General features: G+C 61.0%; 21 protein-coding genes. 16 read left to right on the top strand and 5 right to left on the bottom strand.

Features of this window, described 5'->3' with window-relative positions:
* Positions 1-3 precede the first annotated feature (3 nt).
* The 4 genes from ASG55_RS04065 to ASG55_RS04080 all read left to right on the top strand — a co-directional run bounded on the left by ASG55_RS04065 (position 4) and on the right by ASG55_RS04080 (position 2,810).
* On the top strand, positions 4-792 hold the full coding sequence (locus ASG55_RS04065) for a ParA family protein (protein ID WP_024012121.1): 789 nt from the start codon (positions 4-6) through the stop codon (positions 790-792).
* Between the two features lie 91 nt (positions 793-883).
* Positions 884-1,837: a CheW domain-containing protein gene (locus ASG55_RS04070; RefSeq protein ID WP_056783836.1), complete on the top strand. Its 954-nt coding sequence runs from the start codon at positions 884-886 to the stop codon at positions 1,835-1,837.
* 90 nt (positions 1,838-1,927) lie between these two features.
* On the top strand, positions 1,928-2,413 hold the full coding sequence (locus tag ASG55_RS04075; RefSeq protein ID WP_016771050.1) for a chemotaxis protein CheW: 486 nt from the start codon (positions 1,928-1,930) through the stop codon (positions 2,411-2,413).
* 1 nt (position 2,414) lies between these two features.
* Entirely contained in the window at positions 2,415-2,810 is a 396-nt protein-coding gene (locus ASG55_RS04080; protein ID WP_016771049.1) for a DUF2802 domain-containing protein, read from the top strand.
* A 142-nt stretch (positions 2,811-2,952) separates the two neighbouring features.
* On the opposite strand, the gene ASG55_RS04085 is transcribed toward ASG55_RS04080, so the two are convergent.
* From ASG55_RS04085 to fliK, 3 genes are all read right to left on the bottom strand, one after another.
* The gene (locus ASG55_RS04085) at positions 2,953-4,347 is read right to left on the bottom strand and encodes an RCC1 domain-containing protein (protein ID WP_056783840.1); all 1,395 of its coding nucleotides are present in this window, start codon (positions 4,345-4,347) and stop codon (positions 2,953-2,955) included.
* Between the two features lie 152 nt (positions 4,348-4,499).
* The gene (locus ASG55_RS04090; RefSeq protein WP_041479625.1) at positions 4,500-4,829 is read right to left on the bottom strand and encodes an EscU/YscU/HrcU family type III secretion system export apparatus switch protein; all 330 of its coding nucleotides are present in this window, start codon (positions 4,827-4,829) and stop codon (positions 4,500-4,502) included.
* A complete protein-coding gene (gene fliK, locus ASG55_RS04095; RefSeq protein ID WP_056783842.1) occupies positions 4,826-6,400 on the bottom strand; it encodes a flagellar hook-length control protein FliK in 1,575 nt (524 codons plus the stop codon). Before fliK ends, ASG55_RS04090 begins: the two co-directional genes overlap by 4 nt.
* Before the next feature lie 197 nt (positions 6,401-6,597).
* On the opposite strand from fliK, the gene ccmA reads away from it, so the two are divergent.
* From ccmA to ASG55_RS04145, 10 genes are all read left to right on the top strand, one after another.
* Positions 6,598-7,233, top strand: a complete 636-nt coding sequence (gene ccmA, locus ASG55_RS04100; RefSeq protein WP_041479623.1) for a cytochrome c biogenesis heme-transporting ATPase CcmA — start codon at positions 6,598-6,600, stop codon at positions 7,231-7,233.
* Positions 7,230-7,898, top strand: a complete 669-nt coding sequence (ccmB, locus tag ASG55_RS04105; protein WP_039763615.1) for a heme exporter protein CcmB — start codon at positions 7,230-7,232, stop codon at positions 7,896-7,898. The genes ccmA and ccmB overlap by 4 nt, the downstream gene beginning before the upstream one ends.
* A 97-nt stretch (positions 7,899-7,995) precedes the next feature.
* Entirely contained in the window at positions 7,996-8,751 is a 756-nt protein-coding gene (locus ASG55_RS04110) for a heme ABC transporter permease (RefSeq protein ID WP_056786756.1), read from the top strand.
* The gene (gene ccmD / locus ASG55_RS04115) at positions 8,748-8,924 is read left to right on the top strand and encodes a heme exporter protein CcmD (protein WP_016771045.1); all 177 of its coding nucleotides are present in this window, start codon (positions 8,748-8,750) and stop codon (positions 8,922-8,924) included. Before ASG55_RS04110 ends, ccmD begins: the two co-directional genes overlap by 4 nt.
* The gene (ccmE, locus tag ASG55_RS04120; RefSeq protein ID WP_056783845.1) at positions 8,921-9,376 is read left to right on the top strand and encodes a cytochrome c maturation protein CcmE; all 456 of its coding nucleotides are present in this window, start codon (positions 8,921-8,923) and stop codon (positions 9,374-9,376) included. Before ccmD ends, ccmE begins: the two co-directional genes overlap by 4 nt.
* A 3-nt stretch (positions 9,377-9,379) precedes the next feature.
* The gene (locus tag ASG55_RS04125) at positions 9,380-11,368 is read left to right on the top strand and encodes a heme lyase CcmF/NrfE family subunit (protein ID WP_056783848.1); all 1,989 of its coding nucleotides are present in this window, start codon (positions 9,380-9,382) and stop codon (positions 11,366-11,368) included.
* On the top strand, positions 11,365-11,901 hold the full coding sequence (locus tag ASG55_RS04130; protein WP_024012128.1) for a DsbE family thiol:disulfide interchange protein: 537 nt from the start codon (positions 11,365-11,367) through the stop codon (positions 11,899-11,901). The genes ASG55_RS04125 and ASG55_RS04130 overlap by 4 nt, the downstream gene beginning before the upstream one ends.
* Positions 11,898-12,368, top strand: coding sequence for a cytochrome c-type biogenesis protein (locus ASG55_RS04135; protein WP_056783850.1), 471 nt, complete (start codon positions 11,898-11,900; stop codon positions 12,366-12,368). The genes ASG55_RS04130 and ASG55_RS04135 overlap by 4 nt, the downstream gene beginning before the upstream one ends.
* The gene (ccmI, locus tag ASG55_RS04140; protein WP_056783853.1) at positions 12,365-13,564 is read left to right on the top strand and encodes a c-type cytochrome biogenesis protein CcmI; all 1,200 of its coding nucleotides are present in this window, start codon (positions 12,365-12,367) and stop codon (positions 13,562-13,564) included. Before ASG55_RS04135 ends, ccmI begins: the two co-directional genes overlap by 4 nt.
* A 25-nt stretch (positions 13,565-13,589) precedes the next feature.
* Positions 13,590-13,994 carry a hypothetical protein gene (locus ASG55_RS04145; RefSeq protein WP_016771039.1) on the top strand — a complete coding sequence of 135 codons (405 nt, stop codon included), beginning with the start codon at positions 13,590-13,592 and terminating at the stop codon, positions 13,992-13,994.
* A 45-nt stretch (positions 13,995-14,039) separates the two neighbouring features.
* Here ASG55_RS04145 and ASG55_RS04150 read toward each other — a convergent pair whose 3' ends face one another.
* The gene (locus tag ASG55_RS04150) at positions 14,040-14,615 is read right to left on the bottom strand and encodes a PIN domain-containing protein (RefSeq protein ID WP_056783857.1); all 576 of its coding nucleotides are present in this window, start codon (positions 14,613-14,615) and stop codon (positions 14,040-14,042) included.
* Positions 14,612-15,079, bottom strand: coding sequence for a helix-turn-helix domain-containing protein (locus ASG55_RS04155; RefSeq protein WP_056783858.1), 468 nt, complete (start codon positions 15,077-15,079; stop codon positions 14,612-14,614). Before ASG55_RS04155 ends, ASG55_RS04150 begins: the two co-directional genes overlap by 4 nt.
* A 184-nt stretch (positions 15,080-15,263) precedes the next feature.
* Here ASG55_RS04155 and ASG55_RS04160 point away from each other — a divergent pair, with 184 nt between their 5' ends.
* Both ASG55_RS04160 and ASG55_RS04165 read left to right on the top strand, forming a co-directional pair.
* A complete protein-coding gene (locus ASG55_RS04160; RefSeq protein WP_041479616.1) occupies positions 15,264-15,476 on the top strand; it encodes a type II toxin-antitoxin system HicA family toxin in 213 nt (70 codons plus the stop codon).
* Complete coding sequence (locus ASG55_RS04165) at positions 15,476-15,880, top strand: type II toxin-antitoxin system HicB family antitoxin (RefSeq protein ID WP_016771035.1); 405 nt, start codon at positions 15,476-15,478, stop codon at positions 15,878-15,880. Before ASG55_RS04160 ends, ASG55_RS04165 begins: the two co-directional genes overlap by 1 nt.
* Positions 15,881-15,988 lie beyond the last annotated feature (108 nt).

Here is a 15,988-nt window from a genome sequence, read left to right on the forward strand (position 1 = left end):
TGAATGAGAGTCTGGGCAGTCGCCAATCAAAAGGGTGGTGTCGGTAAAACCACATCCTCCATCGCTTTAGCCGGATTGCTGGCCGAGGCGGGCAAGCGCGTGGTTGTGGTCGATCTCGACCCGCACGGCTCGATGACCAGCTATTTCGGTTACGACCCCGACAGCCTGGAACACAGCAACTACGACCTGTTTCTGCACAAGGGCAGCGTGCCGCAAGGCCTGCCGGGACAGTTGCTGTTGTCGACCAGCGACGAACGCATTTCCCTGCTGCCATCGAGCACCGCACTGGCCACCCTTGAGCGGCAGTCGCCGGGGCAGAGTGGCTTGGGCCTGGTGATCGCCAAGAGTCTGGCGCAATTGTGGCAGGACTTCGATTACGCGATCATCGACAGCCCGCCGTTGCTCGGTGTGCTGATGGTCAACGCCCTCGCGGCGAGCCAGCAACTGGTGATCCCGGTGCAGACCGAGCACTTGGCCGTGAAAGGTCTGGAGCGCATGGTCAACACCCTGGCGATGATCAATCGCTCGCGCAAACAACCGCTGCCCTTCAGCATCGTGCCGACCCTGTTCGACCGCCGCACGCAGGCGTCGATGGGCACCTTGCGTGTGCTGCGTGACAAATTTCCCGACGACATCTGGCACGGCTATATCCCGGTCGATACCCGTCTGCGCGACGCCAGCCGGGCGGGCGTCACGCCTTCGCAATTCGACGGCAAGAGCCGTGGCGTGCTGGCCTACCGCGCACTGCTCAAGCACCTGCTCGCGCAGCAACTTGTTCCGCAGGTGGCCTGAGCATGATCTTTATTCGCTTGCCCGAACCCTGTGGGAGCGAGCCTGCTCGCGAAGCAGACGACGCGGTTTCCCTGCCTGGCGTTGATCACCGATGAACCGCCCAGTGAAACTCACGTCACGTCCGCAACAGGCCTTGCAGTCCTATCTGGAAGACCTGTTGCTCGACCTGCCCGAGGACTTGCCTGCGCCGGTCGAAGCGCCGCCGCCAGTCGTCGAACAGGCGCAGCCTGAAGTGGTGGAAAGCACCGAGGCCATGGACGAGTTCCAGGCCGCGGTGCTGGAAGAACAGGCCCGCGACGCGCAGAAATCCGTCGCTCCAATTGCCGCGCCCGCTGCTGCCCCCGTGGCCAAAGCGCCAGTCGCGCTGATCGACGAACCGCGCGCGCCGCTGTCGACCTTGGCGCCGCTGCTGCAAACGCAATTATTGACCGTGCCGGAACCCGAGCCGGAGCCTGAACCCGCGCCGCCAGTGGCGGAACCGCAGGTGCTGGTCCCGCCGCTGGTCGAAGTGCACCTGCCACCGAACAACCCGCCGCCACCGGTCGAACCCGATGGCCGTCCGGCCTGGGCTGCCGATGCTTTCGAATGCTTGCTGTTCGACGTTGCCGGGCTGACCCTGGCGGTGCCGCTGGTGTGCCTCGGCTCGATCTATTCGCTGGCCGGCCACGAGCTGACGCCGCTGTTTGGTCAGCCGGAGTGGTTCCTCGGCATTCTGCCGAGCCAGGCTGGCAACCTGAAAGTTCTGGACACCGCGCGCTGGGTCATGCCGGATCGTTACCGCGATGACTTCCGGCAGGGCCTGCAATACGTGATTTCGGTACAAGGTTACGAGTGGGGGCTGGCGGTGCATCAGGTCAGCCGCTCGTTGCGCCTGGACCCGAATGAAATCAAATGGAGAAGTCACCGGGGTCAGCGGCCATGGCTCGCCGGCACCGTGATCGAGCACATGTGTGCATTGCTTGACGTATCCGCACTGGCCGAGTTGATCGCCAGCGGCGGGGCAAAGCACTTGAGTGGCAACAAGCCGCTACATAAACCGACATAGCAGCCGACATAACAATCAGGCGATGGCATTTTCCAATGCCACCACACAGAACACACACCGCCCGGGGCGGTTTTTTCGAGGGGTCAGGGTATGAGTAGTCAGGCGTCGAATGCAAAAGGTTCTGAAGATCCGATCCTGCAATGGGTGACCTTCAAACTGGATAACGAAACCTACGGCATCAACGTGATGCGCGTGCAGGAAGTGCTGCGCTACACCGAGATCGCGCCGGTACCGGGTGCGCCAAGCTACGTGCTGGGCATCATCAACCTGCGCGGTAACGTGGTCACCGTGATCGACACCCGTCAGCGCTTCGGCCTGCACAGCGGCGAGATCAGCGACAACACCCGTATCGTCATCATCGAAGCCGACAAGCAAGTCGTTGGCATCATGGTCGACAGCGTGGCCGAAGTGGTTTACCTGCGTCAGTCGGAAATCGAAACCGCGCCGAACGTCGGTAACGAAGAATCGGCCAAGTTCATTCAGGGCGTGTGCAACAAGAACAACGAACTGCTGATTCTGGTCGAGCTGGACAAGATGATGAGCGAAGAAGAATGGTCGGAACTGGAGAGCATCTGATTTGATTCTCGAGGTTGCGGTAATTGTTCTGTTCCTGTTCTGGGCCGGCACGCTGGCGATGTTCGTCTCGTACATCAAGGCGCAGCGAGTGATCGCTGCACAGCAGGCCCAGGGTGATGCGCTGCGTGATCAGCGCATCAAGGAACTGGCCAAACGCGTCGACGACTACCAGAACGGCAACGTGCGCATGGGCGAGGCCCTGCACGAGTTGCGCGCGGTGGTAAGCCCGTTGCCGGACAAGATCGTTGCACTGGAACAACGCGACCCGTCGAGCCTGTCATTCGCCCAGGCGGCGAAACTGGTGGGCATGGGCGCCAGCGTCGATGAACTGACTCAGTCGTGCGGCTTGACCCAGGCTGAGGCGGAGTTGATGCGCAAGTTGCACAAGGGCAGCTAGGGGCTTCAAGCTTCAAGCGGCAAGCAAGATCAAAAGATCGCATCGGAGGCAGCGCCTGCATAAATCTCGTGTAAGCGCTGTCGAAGGCTGCGATCTTTTTTCTCGATTGCATCGCAGGCATAGCGATCCGCAGTTGTCCGGATCAGCTCGCCGAAGTTTTTGTGTAACTGATCAGTTGATACAGGGCTTTCTGCTCACCGTTACCGCCGAAGTCGGCGTTGCCCCAGGCCACTACCCGACGATCTGCCCTGAGTGCCACGAAGGTATCGCCTCCTCCGTACACAGCACGCACGTCAGTGAGCAAATGGGCAACTGCGCTGGTATCGCCGCCGCCGTTCTCTCTTCCCCACGCAACTGCCACGCCGTTGCTGCGCAATGCTACGACCGCGTCTTGGTTGGCATTAATGGCGACAATGTCTCTCAACTGGCGAATGTCTGGCGGAATGTTAACGATATCGCTGGGGAGGGTAGCCCAAGCGTGCACTGAGCCATCCCCGCACAGCACGACAAATCCGGATCCGGAGCCTATGACGTGGACGATGTCGTTGCGACTGGCAATCTCTTCTGGAATGGCCGGCATATGTCCCCATACGACCAGTGCGCCATTGCTTCTGCGTGCTGCAAAAGCTGAGCTGTTACTGGCCAGGTCGACGATATCTCTCAGCGCTGCGATGTCCGACGGCACTTGGCCTCCAAGCGATTCATGCCCCCATGCGCGCACTTGGCCATTGTCGCTCAGTACTGCGAAAGCATGAGTCGAGCAAGCCAGTCTGGTTATGTCGGTGAGCAACGCGATATCGTCCGGCAGCTGCGCTGAATGGTCATGATAGCCCCAACAGACGACGTTGCCAGTGCTGCGCAGCGCGGCGAAACCATACTGGCCACCCGACGCTTGCATGATATCGGTCAAATCGGCGATTTCGGGCGGAAGTGCGCCTCCCATCTCGGGCATGCCCCATGCGACAAGCTTGCGCGATTCAAGAAGGGCTAAGAAAACATAAGTGCTTCCCGACACCGCGACAACCGTATTCAGCTGTGCGATATCTTCGGGGACGGTCCCGCTGGGCTGAAGTCCCCAAGCGAGGACATTGCCTTGCGCGCGCCGAATCGCAAAGGCTCTCATCCCCGCCGACAACTCTACGACGTCGTGCGCTTCTCTTACCGGTTCCGGCAAAGTGCCGCCGCCATCGACGTGACCCCATGCATGGACTGCCCGGCTGTCCAAAACAGCGCACAGGGCGAATGATGTACCGATAATGTTTGACGGGTTCAGGGTTATCCGTTTCTTGCCCGACCAGACGACCAGTTCCTCATAAGGCCGGACATCGAAAAATTCGCTACCAGTGGCTGGCTGCTTGTCTCCAACATACTGCCACGTGACGTTCAACGGTTTGAGCGTTGAGGCGTCCAGCGCTACAAGTCGCCAGCTGCGCGTGTAGAAGTTGCCAAGACCACCCCGATTGCCGCGTGCGCCCATGACCAGCAGTCCGCCTTCAGCGTTTATCTTCAGGGGCAATTCATCTTTCTCGTTTGGCATGGAATCAATCCCTCAAGATTGTGGACCTGCGGGCAACCTGGTCAGGTCTGGTCCGTAATCAAGCGCTGCGGGATCGGGCATGCGCTACTGTCAGACCTGACAGTAGCGACAAACGGTATATGGCAGGGCGCAGAAGAGACTGCGACTGCGGCTCAGTAGTCATCCCCGCGCGCGGTGATGTCCTTCTCGACCATCGGCGCGTTCGGGTCTTGTCCTTCGGGGAATTTGCCCTTCAGATTCCAGGCAAACGCGATGATCTCGGCGATGGTGCGATAGAGCTCTTCGGGAATGCTGTCGCCCAGTTCCATCCGCGCCAGCAGGCGCACCAGTTCGGCGTTCTCGTAGATCGGCACTTCGTAATCGCGAGCGATACGCAGGATTTCTTCGGCCAGTTCTTCGTCGCCCTTGGCGGTGAGGGTCGGGGCGTGGTTGCCGTCGTATTTGAGGGCGATGGCCTGGCGTGGGGCGGTGGAATCGTTCATGCGGTTTCGTCGACCCAGCGGTGTTCGAGGCGGGTTTGGTTGCCTTGCGGCGGGGTGCCGTGGTGGCAGTCGAGGTCGCCGACGTTGAGCCCGGAATCGAGCAAGCGCTGGCGCAGGGCGAACAGGTTGTTCTCGATCAGGTCGGCGGTGTACGGCCGCTCGGCCCACAGCTGACTGGACAGGCTGCCGGCGATCAGTTGCGCCTGAATCTGCATCGGCCCGAGCGGTTCCAGATCGAAGGCCAGATCGACGCGCCACAGTTGCTGTTTGGCTTCGCGTTCATCGCGGCGTTCATGCGGCTGCGGCTCCCGCTCCGGCGCTTCTTCACGCTGGAATTTGACCTGCAGCGGCACGATGTCCTGCAGGTTGCGCATGGGGATTTCCAGCTGCCAGGTGCTGAGCAGGCGGCCATCGTCGGTGACGCCGGTCTGTTCCAGGCTCGACAACTGATGGCTTTGCAGACGCGACACCGCTGCGGCGGCGAGGCGCAGCAGTTGTTCGAGATCACCTTCGCCTTCGAGTTTCGCCAGCAGTCGTTCGGGCAACGGGAAGCTGCTCGGCACCGGTTTGGCGCTGACCTGGCCGAGGGTGCCGAGGGCGTTCCGGACGAAACTCGGCAGTGCCTGGGCCAGGGTATTGGCGGCGATGATCGCATTGAAATTGGTGTTGCTCGGCAGGCCCGGAGTCAGTTGCGCGATCAGCTTGAGCAGGTCGGCTTTCATGTCCGGGGCGAGAGTCGGGTTTTGTCCGCTGAGCAATTTCGCTTCGAGGAACGCGCCGCTGTTGGCCAATGCCAGCGCCACGCCTTTGGCGGTGCTCATTTGCGGCAGGTCCGGCAGGCTGGCAAGCAGCTTGTTGACCAGCGCGCGCAGATCGGCCGAAGTCTGATCGCTGGATGGCGGCAGGCTCTGCAACAACTTCAGCAAGCCATCGAGCGAGCCCTGACGACTTTGCTGACCGAGCAATTGCTGACTGACCGCCAGTTGTTCCTGGCGGCTGCTCAGCGGCACGAATTTGAGGGTTTGCGCATCCTGCACCTGCGCCGACAACAAGGTGCCGATGCGCAGCGGTTGCGGGCTGTCGACGGTCAAAGTGCTGCCGCTCAATGCGGTGTTGAGCAGGGTGACCATCGAGCGAAACACCGCCGCTTGCCCCGGCGTCTGCGGCAGGGCCTGCGAGGTCACGACTTTGCCTTGCAGCAAGGTGCCGGCGGGCAATTGCGCGGTATCGATGCGGGTGAGGGTGGCGACGCTGCTGGCGATCGCTTGCTGTACGGTGATCGCTAGATTACCGGCCGATGGCTGAGTGATCGCCAGGTTGGTGCCCTGTGGCAACGGCAGGTTGCTGCTGGCCTGCACGGTGGTCTGACGGCCGCTGTCGAGGGTCACTTTGAGCAGCAATTCAAAGGTCTGATCGGCCTGCTTGAGCGACAACACCTCGGCCTTGGCGCTTTGTCCCGCGCCGATCAAGCCTTCGACCGGTGTCAGCAGCTTGAGCAGTTCACCCGTCTGCGGGCGAGCGCTCGCCGGCACGGTGGGCGGCAGCGGGAGGATGTTCATTTCGCCTGTCATACGCGGACACAACCTGAGGAAATTGCGCTCTTGAGAGTAAGGCACGGCATGTATAATGCCGCGCGTCGTGCGCTTCGTTCAAAAAACCTGGCAATTGTTTGATCCAGCTCGCCAGATCGAGCGATCAAAGCATCTATGCTGCATCTCTTTAACGGCCGCTCTAGAGCCGACTTGAACCGTATAAGGCCCGTGATCCCTTGACCAGTCCTGTCCTGCAAACCGTTGCCCTGGCGTGTGAACGCGATCTCAGGCTGCTTTTCGAAAACCTCGAATTGCGCCTGGCCAGTGGCGACATGGTGCAGATCAGCGGCCCCAACGGCAGCGGCAAGACCAGTCTTTTACGTCTGCTCGCCGGTTTGATGCAACCCACCGACGGCCAGGTGCTGCTCAACGGTCAGCCGCTGGCCGAGCAACGCAGCGAACTGGCGCGAAACCTGTTGTGGATCGGCCACGCCGCCGGGATCAAGGATCTGCTCACTCCCGAAGAAAACCTGTCGTGGCTGTGCGCCCTGCATCATCCCGCCGAACGCGAGGCGATCTGGCAGGCGCTGGCAGCGGTAGGATTGCGCGGTTTCGAAGACGTTCCCTGCCACAGTCTTTCCGCCGGCCAACAGCGCCGCGTGGCGCTGGCGCGGTTGTATCTGGACAGCCCGCCGTTGTGGATTCTCGACGAACCGTTCACCGCGCTGGACAAGCAGGGTGTCGCTCAGTTGGAAGAGCATCTGGCCGGCCACTGCGAACGCGGCGGTCTGGTGGTGCTGACCACCCACCACACCCTGAGCCGAATGCCGGCCGGTTATCGCGACATCGATCTGGGGAAATGGGCGGTATGAGTGTCTTCGGCCTGCTGCTTGCCCGCGAATCGCGCCTGCTGTTCCGCCGCCCGGCGGAGCTGGCCAATCCGCTGATTTTCTTTGCCATCGTCATTGCCCTTTTCCCGCTGGCCGTCGGCCCGGAAACTCAAGTCTTGCAAAACCTGTCCCCGGGGTTAGTCTGGGTGGCGGCGTTGTTGTCGGTCCTGCTTTCGCTGGACGGATTGTTTCGCAGTGACTTCGAAGACGGCTCGCTGGAACAGTGGGTCCTTTCGTCGCACCCGCTGCCGCTTCTGGTCCTGGCCAAGGTGCTGGCACACTGGCTGTTCTCCGGTCTGGCACTGGTGCTGCTATCGCCGTTGCTGGCGCTGATGCTCGGTTTGCCGGCTGCGTGCCTGCCGGTGCTGCTGCTGTCGTTGCTGTTGGGCACGCCGGTGTTGAGCCTGCTCGGCGCAGTCGGTGCGGCGCTGACGGTCGGCCTGAAGCGCGGCGGGCTGTTGCTGGCGCTGCTGATTCTGCCGTTGTACATCCCGGTGTTGATCCTTGGCAGCGGCGCGTTGCAAGCGGCGCTGCAAGGCATGCCGGCGACCGGCTACCTGTTGTGGATGGCCAGCCTCACAGCGCTGGCGATCACCCTGACACCCTTTGCAATAGCCGCTGGCCTGAAGATCAGCGTCGGCGAATAATAATGAGGCCTGGTCAAAAATTGACCACTTCTTCAAGAAGAAAGGCATGACCCTCTGCCAGCTCGCGATGATGAGCGGCAACCGTGATGGAAACAGTATGAACTGGACCTGGTTTCACAAGCTCGGCTCGCCCAAGTGGTTCTACGGCATCAGCGGCAAGTTCCTGCCGTGGTTGAGCATTGCAGCGTTGCTGCTGATCGGCGTTGGCGTGGTCTGGGGCCTGGCCTTCGCGCCGCCGGATTACCAGCAAGGCAACAGCTTTCGCATCATCTATATCCACGTGCCAGCGGCGATGCTCGCCCAGTCGATCTACGTAATGCTCGCGGTGTGCGGCGTAGTCGGGCTGGTGTGGAAGATGAAACTGGCCGACGTCGCCCTGCAATGCGCCGCACCAATCGGTGCGTGGATGACCGCCGTGGCGCTGGTCACCGGGGCCATCTGGGGCAAGCCGACCTGGGGCTCGTGGTGGGTGTGGGATGCGCGCCTGACCTCGATGCTGATTCTGCTGTTTCTGTATTTCGGTGTGATCGCGCTGGGCAATGCCATCAGCAACCGCGACAGCGCCGCCAAGGCCTGCGCGGTGCTGGCGATCGTTGGCGTGATCAACATTCCGATCATCAAATACTCGGTGGAGTGGTGGAACACCCTGCACCAGGGCGCGACGTTCACCCTCACGGAAAAACCGGCGATGCCCGCGGAAATGTGGCTGCCGCTGCTGCTGACAGTGCTGGGTTTCTACTGCTTCTTCGGCGCCGTGCTGTTGCTGCGCATGCGGCTGGAAGTGCTCAAGCGCGAGGCCCGCGCCAGTTGGGTGAAGGCCGAAGTGCAGCAGAGTCTGGAGGCGGTGCGATGAGTTTTGCTTCATTCGGCGATTTTCTCGCCATGGGCCATCACGGCCTGTATGTCTGGTCGGCCTACGGCATCTGCCTGGCGGTGCTGGCCCTCAACGTAGTGGCGCCGATTGCGGCGCGTAAGCGTTATCTGCAACAAGAGGCGCGTCGTCTGCGCCGGGAGAACGGCAAGTGAATGCGCTGCGCAAAAAACGTCTGATCATCATTCTGGCGATTCTGGTCGGAGTGGGCGCTGCTGTCGGCCTGGCCCTGAGCGCGCTGCAGGAAAACATCAATCTGTTTTACACGCCGACGCAGATCGCCAACGGCGATGCGCCGCAGGACACGCGCATCCGCGCCGGCGGCATGGTCGAGGCCGGTTCGCTGCAACGCTCCAAGGATTCGCTGGACGTCAAATTCGTCGTCACCGATTTCAACAAATCCGTGACCATCGCCTATCGCGGCATCCTCCCGGATCTGTTCCGCGAAGGGCAGGGCATCGTCGCCCTCGGCAAGCTCAACGCCGATGGCGTGGTGGTCGCCGATGAAGTGCTGGCCAAGCACGACGAGAAGTACATGCCGCCGGAAGTGACCAAAGCGCTCAAGGACAGCGGTCAATCCGCACCGACGCCTGTGAAGGAGGGTTGATCGATGGCTGCTGCACTGTTTATTCCCGAGCTGGGCCATCTGGCGATGATCCTCGCCCTGTGTTTTGCACTGGTCCAAGCGCTGGTGCCGATGCTCGGCGCGTGGCGCGGTGACCGCTTGTGGATGAGCCTGGCGCAACCGGCGGCGTGGGGCCAGTTTGCCTTTCTGCTGTTTGCCTTTGGCTGCCTGACCTACGCGTTCATGACCGACGATTTCTCGGTCGGCTACGTTGCGATGAACTCCAACAGCGCGCTGCCGTGGTACTACAAATTCAGCGCAGTGTGGGGTGCCCACGAAGGTTCGCTGCTGCTGTGGGCGTTGATCCTCGGCGGCTGGACCTTCGCCGTGTCGGTGTTCTCCCGGCAGTTGCCACAAGTCATGCTCGCCCGGGTACTGGCGGTGATGGGCATGATCAGCACCGGTTTCCTGCTGTTCCTGATTCTTACCTCGAACCCGTTTTCGCGGATCCTGCCGCAGATTCCCGCGGACGGTCGCGACCTCAACCCGTTGCTGCAGGACATTGGCCTGATCGTGCATCCGCCGATGCTGTACATGGGTTACGTCGGTTTCTCTGTGGCCTTCGCATTTGCCATCGCCGCGCTGCTCGGCGGCCGTCTCGATGCGGCATGGGCGCGCTGGTCGCGGCCATGGACCATCGTCGCCTGGGCCTTCCTCGGGATCGGCATCACCCTCGGTTCGTGGTGGGCGTATTACGAACTCGGCTGGGGCGGCTGGTGGTTCTGGGACCCGGTGGAAAATGCCTCGTTCATGCCATGGCTGGTCGGCACCGCGTTGATTCACTCGTTGGCGGTCACCGAGAAACGCGGCGTGTTCAAGAGCTGGACGGTGTTGCTGGCGATTGCCGCTTTTTCGTTGAGCCTGCTCGGCACCTTCCTCGTCCGCTCGGGCGTGCTGACTTCGGTGCATGCCTTCGCTTCGGATCCCGAGCGCGGCGTGTTCATCCTGATTTTCCTGCTGTTCGTGGTGGGCGGTTCGCTGACGCTGTTTGCGCTGCGTGCACCGGTGGTGAAAAGCCAGGTCGGGTTCAATCTGTGGTCACGGGAAACCTTGCTGCTGGGCAACAACCTGGTGTTGGTTGTCGCTGCATCGATGATCCTCCTTGGCACTTTGTATCCGCTGATTCTTGATGCCATCAGCGGCGCCAAGCTGTCGGTCGGCCCACCATACTTCAATGCGTTGTTCATTCCGTTGATGGCGTTGCTGATGCTGGTCATGGCGATCGGCGTGATCGTGCGCTGGAAGGACACACCAGTGAAATGGCTGGCGAGCATGCTCACTCCGGTGCTGCTCGGCAGCGTCGCATTGGCCGTGGTGGCCGGCGTGGCTTATGGCGATTTCAACTGGGCAGTGATCGCGACGTTCCTGCTGGCGGCGTGGGTGTTGCTTGCCGGTGTGCGCGATCTGTTCGACAAGACTCGGCACAAAGGCCTGATCAAAGGTTTGCCGACGCTGACCCGCAGCTATTGGGGCATGCAGATCGCCCACCTCGGCATCGCCGTGTGCGCGCTGGGCGTGGTGTTGTCGAGTCAGAACAGTGCCGAACGCGACCTGCGTCTGGCACCGGGCGAGTCGATGGATCTGGCCGGCTATCAATTCGTCTTCGAGGGCGCCAAGCATTTCGAGGGGCCGAATTTTACCTCCGACAAAGGCACCATCCGCGTCATTCGTGACGGCGAGGAAATCAGCGTGCTGCACCCGGAAAAACGTCTGTACACCGTGCAGAACTCGGTGATGACCGAAGCCGGGATCGATGCCGGTTTCACTCGCGATCTCTACGTCGCCCTCGGCGAGCCGCTGGATAACGGCGCCTGGGCCGTGCGCGTACACGTCAAACCGTTCGTGCGCTGGATCTGGTTCGGCGGCTTGCTCACCGGATTGGGTGGTTTGCTGGCGGCGCTGGATCGGCGTTATCGGGTCAAGGTGAAAAGCAAAGTGCGCGAAGCGCTGGGCATGACGGGAGCGGCGGCATGAGGCGTTGGTTGATGTTGTTGCCGTTGGCGATTTTTCTGCTGGTGGCGGTGTTTCTCTATCGCGGCTTGTACCTGGATCCGGCGGAGCTGCCGTCGGCGATGATCGACAAGCCGTTCCCGGAGTTTTCCCTGCCGAGTGTGCAGGGTGACAAGACGCTGACCAAGGCCGACATCCTCGGCAAACCGGCGCTGGTCAATGTCTGGGGCACCTGGTGCATTTCCTGCCGGGTCGAGCATCCGGTGCTGAACAAACTCGCCGAGCGCGGCGTGGTGATCTACGGCATCAACTACAAGGACACCAACGCTGATGCCTTGAAGTGGCTGGCCGAGTTCCACAATCCGTATGCGCTGGATATTCGTGACGACGAGGGTTCGCTGGGCCTCAACCTCGGTGTCTACGGCGCGCCGGAAACCTTCTTTATCGACGCCAAAGGCATCATCCGCGACAAGTTCGTCGGGGTGATCGACGAGCAGGTCTGGCGCGAAAAACTCGCGGCCAAGTATCAGGCGCTGGTCGATGAGGCCAAGCCATGAAGCGTTTTCTCGCTGCGGTCGTGTTGGGTTTGAGCCTGGCCGGTGTCGCCCACGCGGCCATCGACACCTACGAATTTGCCAAAGAAAGCGACCGCGAGCGTTTCCGCGAACTGACCAAGGAACTGCGCTGCCCCAAGTGCCAGAACCAGGACATTGCCGACTCCAACGCGCCGATCGCCGCCGACCTGCGCAAAGAGATTTTCCGCATGCTCGGCGAGGGCAAGGACAATCAGCAGATCATCGACTTCATGGTCGATCGCTACGGTGATTTCGTCCGCTACAAACCGGCGCTCAATGCCAAGACCGCGCTACTGTGGTTCGGCCCGGCCGGGCTGCTGCTCGGTGGTTTCGTGGTGATCGTGCTGATCGTGCGCAGGCGTCGCGGGCAACGCGCCGAAACGCCGTCATCGCTGTCTGCCGAAGAACGTCAGCGCCTCGACCAACTGTTGGATAAAAACCAAGAATGATTGATTTCTGGCTCGCCGCAGGGCTGTTGCTTCTGGTCGCCCTGAGTTTTCTGCTGATCCCGGTACTGCGCGAACGTCGCGCTCAGCGGGAAGAAGATCGCACCGCGTTGAACGTCGCGCTGTACCAGGAACGGGTTGCCGAGCTGCAAGCGCAGCAGGCCGAAGGCGTGCTCGACGCCGCGCAACTGGACAGCGGCCGCGCAGAAGCCGCGCGTGAATTGCTCGCTGACACCGAAGGCGTCACCGCACCGCGTGTCTCGCGCCTGGGCAAGCCGTTGCCGCTGCTGGCCGCCGTGTTGGTACCGGTGCTGGGTCTCGGTCTGTACCTGCATTTCGGCGCCGCCGACAAGGTCGAACTGACCCGCGAATTCGCTCAGGCACCACAGTCGATGGAAGAGATGACCCAGCGTCTGGAGCGTGCGGTCGCCGCACAACCGGATTCCGCCGAAGGTCTGTATTTCCTCGGCCGTACCTACATGGCTCAAGACCGTCCGGCAGACGCGGCGAAGATGTTCGAACGCGCCGCCAACCTCGCCGGTCGCCAGCCGGAACTGCTCGGCCAGTGGGCGCAGGCGCAGTATTTTGCTGACGGTAAAAAGTGGTCGGAGCAGATTCAGAAACTGACCGACGAAGCGCTGAAGGCCGATCCGAAGGAAGTTACCAGCCTCGGCCTGCTCGGCATCGCCGCGTTTGAAGGCGAGCGTTATCAGGAGGCCATCGACTACTGGAATCGCCTGCTCGCGCAACTGCCGCCGGATGACAACTCTCGCGCTGCGCTGCAAGGCGGCATCGAGCGTGCCGCCGAACGCTTGAAAGCCAGCGGCGGCAAAGTTGCCCAGGCACCGGCGCCGAAAGCGGCATTGCTGACAGTCAGCGTTGATCTGGCCAGCGAACTCAGGAGCAAGGTGCAACCGGGCGACAGCGTGTTCATCTTCGCCCGCGCCACTTCAGGCCCACCGGCGCCGCTGGCGGCCAAACGTCTGACCGTGGCTGACCTGCCGGTGACCGTCGAACTGGGCGATGCCGACGCAATGATGCCGCAGTTGAAACTGTCCAACTTCCCTGAAGTCCAACTGGTTGCGCGCATCTCACGGGCCGGCCAACCGACTGCCGGTGAGTGGATCGGTCGCAGCGGCCCAGTGGCCAGCAGCACCACCGCGCCACAAAAACTGACTATCGACAGCCCGGACAAGTAACCGGACCCAACAGGAAAGCACCGCCATGCACACCATCGCCCGCATCACAGTCCTCACACTGGCCCTGGGCTTGAGTGCATGTGCGGTACAACGCCCGGAACCGACCACCAGCCTGCCGCCAATCCCGCCCTCGCAGCCAAGCCCGACCCCGTCGACCTCGCCGAGCCCCGGCAAGAGCATCCCGGCCAAACCCGCCAAGCCCGTGCCCCGCACCTCGGCCAGCTTCGCCCCGCCACCGGGCGGCAACAGCCACTGGGACCAGAAGCTCGGCGTCTACGTGCTCGACGACCAGACCAACACCTTCTACCGCCAGCGCACCTACTACCGCTGGAACAACGGCTGGAGCCGCTCGGTCAGCCCCAACGGCCCGTGGGAAGACACCAACATCCACGGCGTCCCGCCGGGGTTGGGCAAGAAATTCGGGCAGTAAGAGAAACGGCGATCCTGGGATCGCCGTTTTTTTTGCGTCTGATTCTCAGAGAATCGCACGATAGTGACCTAACGCCTTTACCGACTCGACCAATCCTTGCCGTTGGAGAAAGCCGAGATATTTGTCCACCTCCACATTGGGCGTTTTCAATTGCCGTCGCTGGCTTTGAGCCGCAGCGACGACGGCAGCCGAATCAAGATGGAAAAGGTTTTCCACAAACTCATCCGGGTGCTGAGCTTCAATGCCGTATGGCGCGAGGTGACGGGTGGGGAAATCTTTCAGGTTGAACGTCACTATTACATCGGCACCGCATCGGATTGCGGCCGCTAGAACATAGCGGTCGTTCTCAGCAGGCAGTGTCAGGCCTGACACCAAGTCTTCATAGCCATCGATACACGCGTCTGGAATGGCCAGGTCCATCAATTGCGATGTGCGATCGAGTTGTTCGAGGGTCAGGTCGGACCTGTTCTTCAATAAGTTACGCTTCCATTCGTGGTGTATTTCCTGAGTCCAGCGAGCCCGATACAGCCCTGACAACGCGAGCCACATCAGGAAATCTCTTAAAGGGGCCGGATATAAAACGCATGCATCGTATACAGCAGTGAAAGAGGAATGCCTCACTCGTATCCTGTCCTTAGCGCCTGTGCCTGCTCCGCGAGAAGCATCATTGCCTGCTCGCTGGCGGTGTCTCGCCGGGTTTTATATTCCATCAGATCAGCAAAACGCACACGTCGGTGCTTGCCTGTTTTGTGGTAGGAAATCTCACCGCTCTCCAGCAGTTTGATCATGTGCGGACGTGAGACGTTGAGCAGATCGGCAGCTTCCTGCGTGGTCAGTTCCGCGTGGATCGGTACCACCTTCACAGCGTTGCCCTGCGCCAGCGCCGCGAGGATATCGCTCAGCAAGCGCAACGCCGATGTTGGCAGCTCGACGCTGTGGGCTTCGTTCTGTTCATCAAAAATCTGGATTCGCTGAGTTTCAAAAGCGGTTGTGAGGAAGGCGCTCAGGGCGCGCTGGCCTGCAATCGCGGCTTTGACCTCTCGTTCGACAGGCAGATTGATGGCAGATGGAGTAGCGGTGGTCATAAGACTGTTCCAGCATTCTATGGAAGGATGTGTCGACGTTATTCGAATTAAACGAAATTCGCAATAAACGAAACTGGTGCAGGAATACTTTGTAAAACTACCAACCATCACCCCGTCCCATTCTGTGCTTGAGTAAAGATAACTCTAGAGTTACTTTTAATGGGCCAGGCCAAGGAGGCGGTTGGTGCAGAGCAGGCTATTGATGAAGGAGCTGGAGGAGGCGGGCTGGACGCTGGATCGGGTTGCGGGCAGTCATTACATCTTCACTCATCGTTACAACCCGAACACGATTGCCGTCCCGCATCCGAAAAAGGATTTACCGCTGGGGACAGTCAAAAGCATTCGGCGGCGCGCGGGGTTATTCAGCCCGCCAACCCGTCATGAAGGAGATCCGTAATGCAATATCCCATCTGCATCGAGTGGGGTGACGAGAACACTGCCATCGGTATTCAGATCCCCGATATTCCCGGCGCAGTCACGGCCGGGGACAGCTTTGAGGAGGCCTACAACGCGGCCGTGGAAGTGGCTCACCTCATGCTGCAGGAGATCGCGGCGGCCGGTCAGGCGATTCCGATGCCGACCTCGGCAGCGGCGCATCGCAATCATCCGGATTTTGCCGAGATGGGCTGGGGCATGCTGGAGCTGGATATCTCGCCGTACCTTGGCAAGACCGAAAAGGTCAACGTTACGCTGCCCGGCTATGTGATTCAGCGTATTGATCGCTATGTACGCGAGCACAACGTCAAAAGCCGCTCCTCGTTTCTGGCGGATGCGGCGATGGAGAAACTGGTTCGGTATTGACGGTCTGCGCAATTGTGGGAGCGAGCCTGCTCGCGAAGGCGTCAGGTCAGGCACTGATCTATGGCTGACACACCGGCCTTCGCGAGCAGGCTCGCTCCCACTATGACA

Source organism: Pseudomonas sp. Leaf434, assembly GCF_001425545.1.
Taxonomy (GTDB): domain Bacteria; phylum Pseudomonadota; class Gammaproteobacteria; order Pseudomonadales; family Pseudomonadaceae; genus Aquipseudomonas; species Aquipseudomonas siliginis.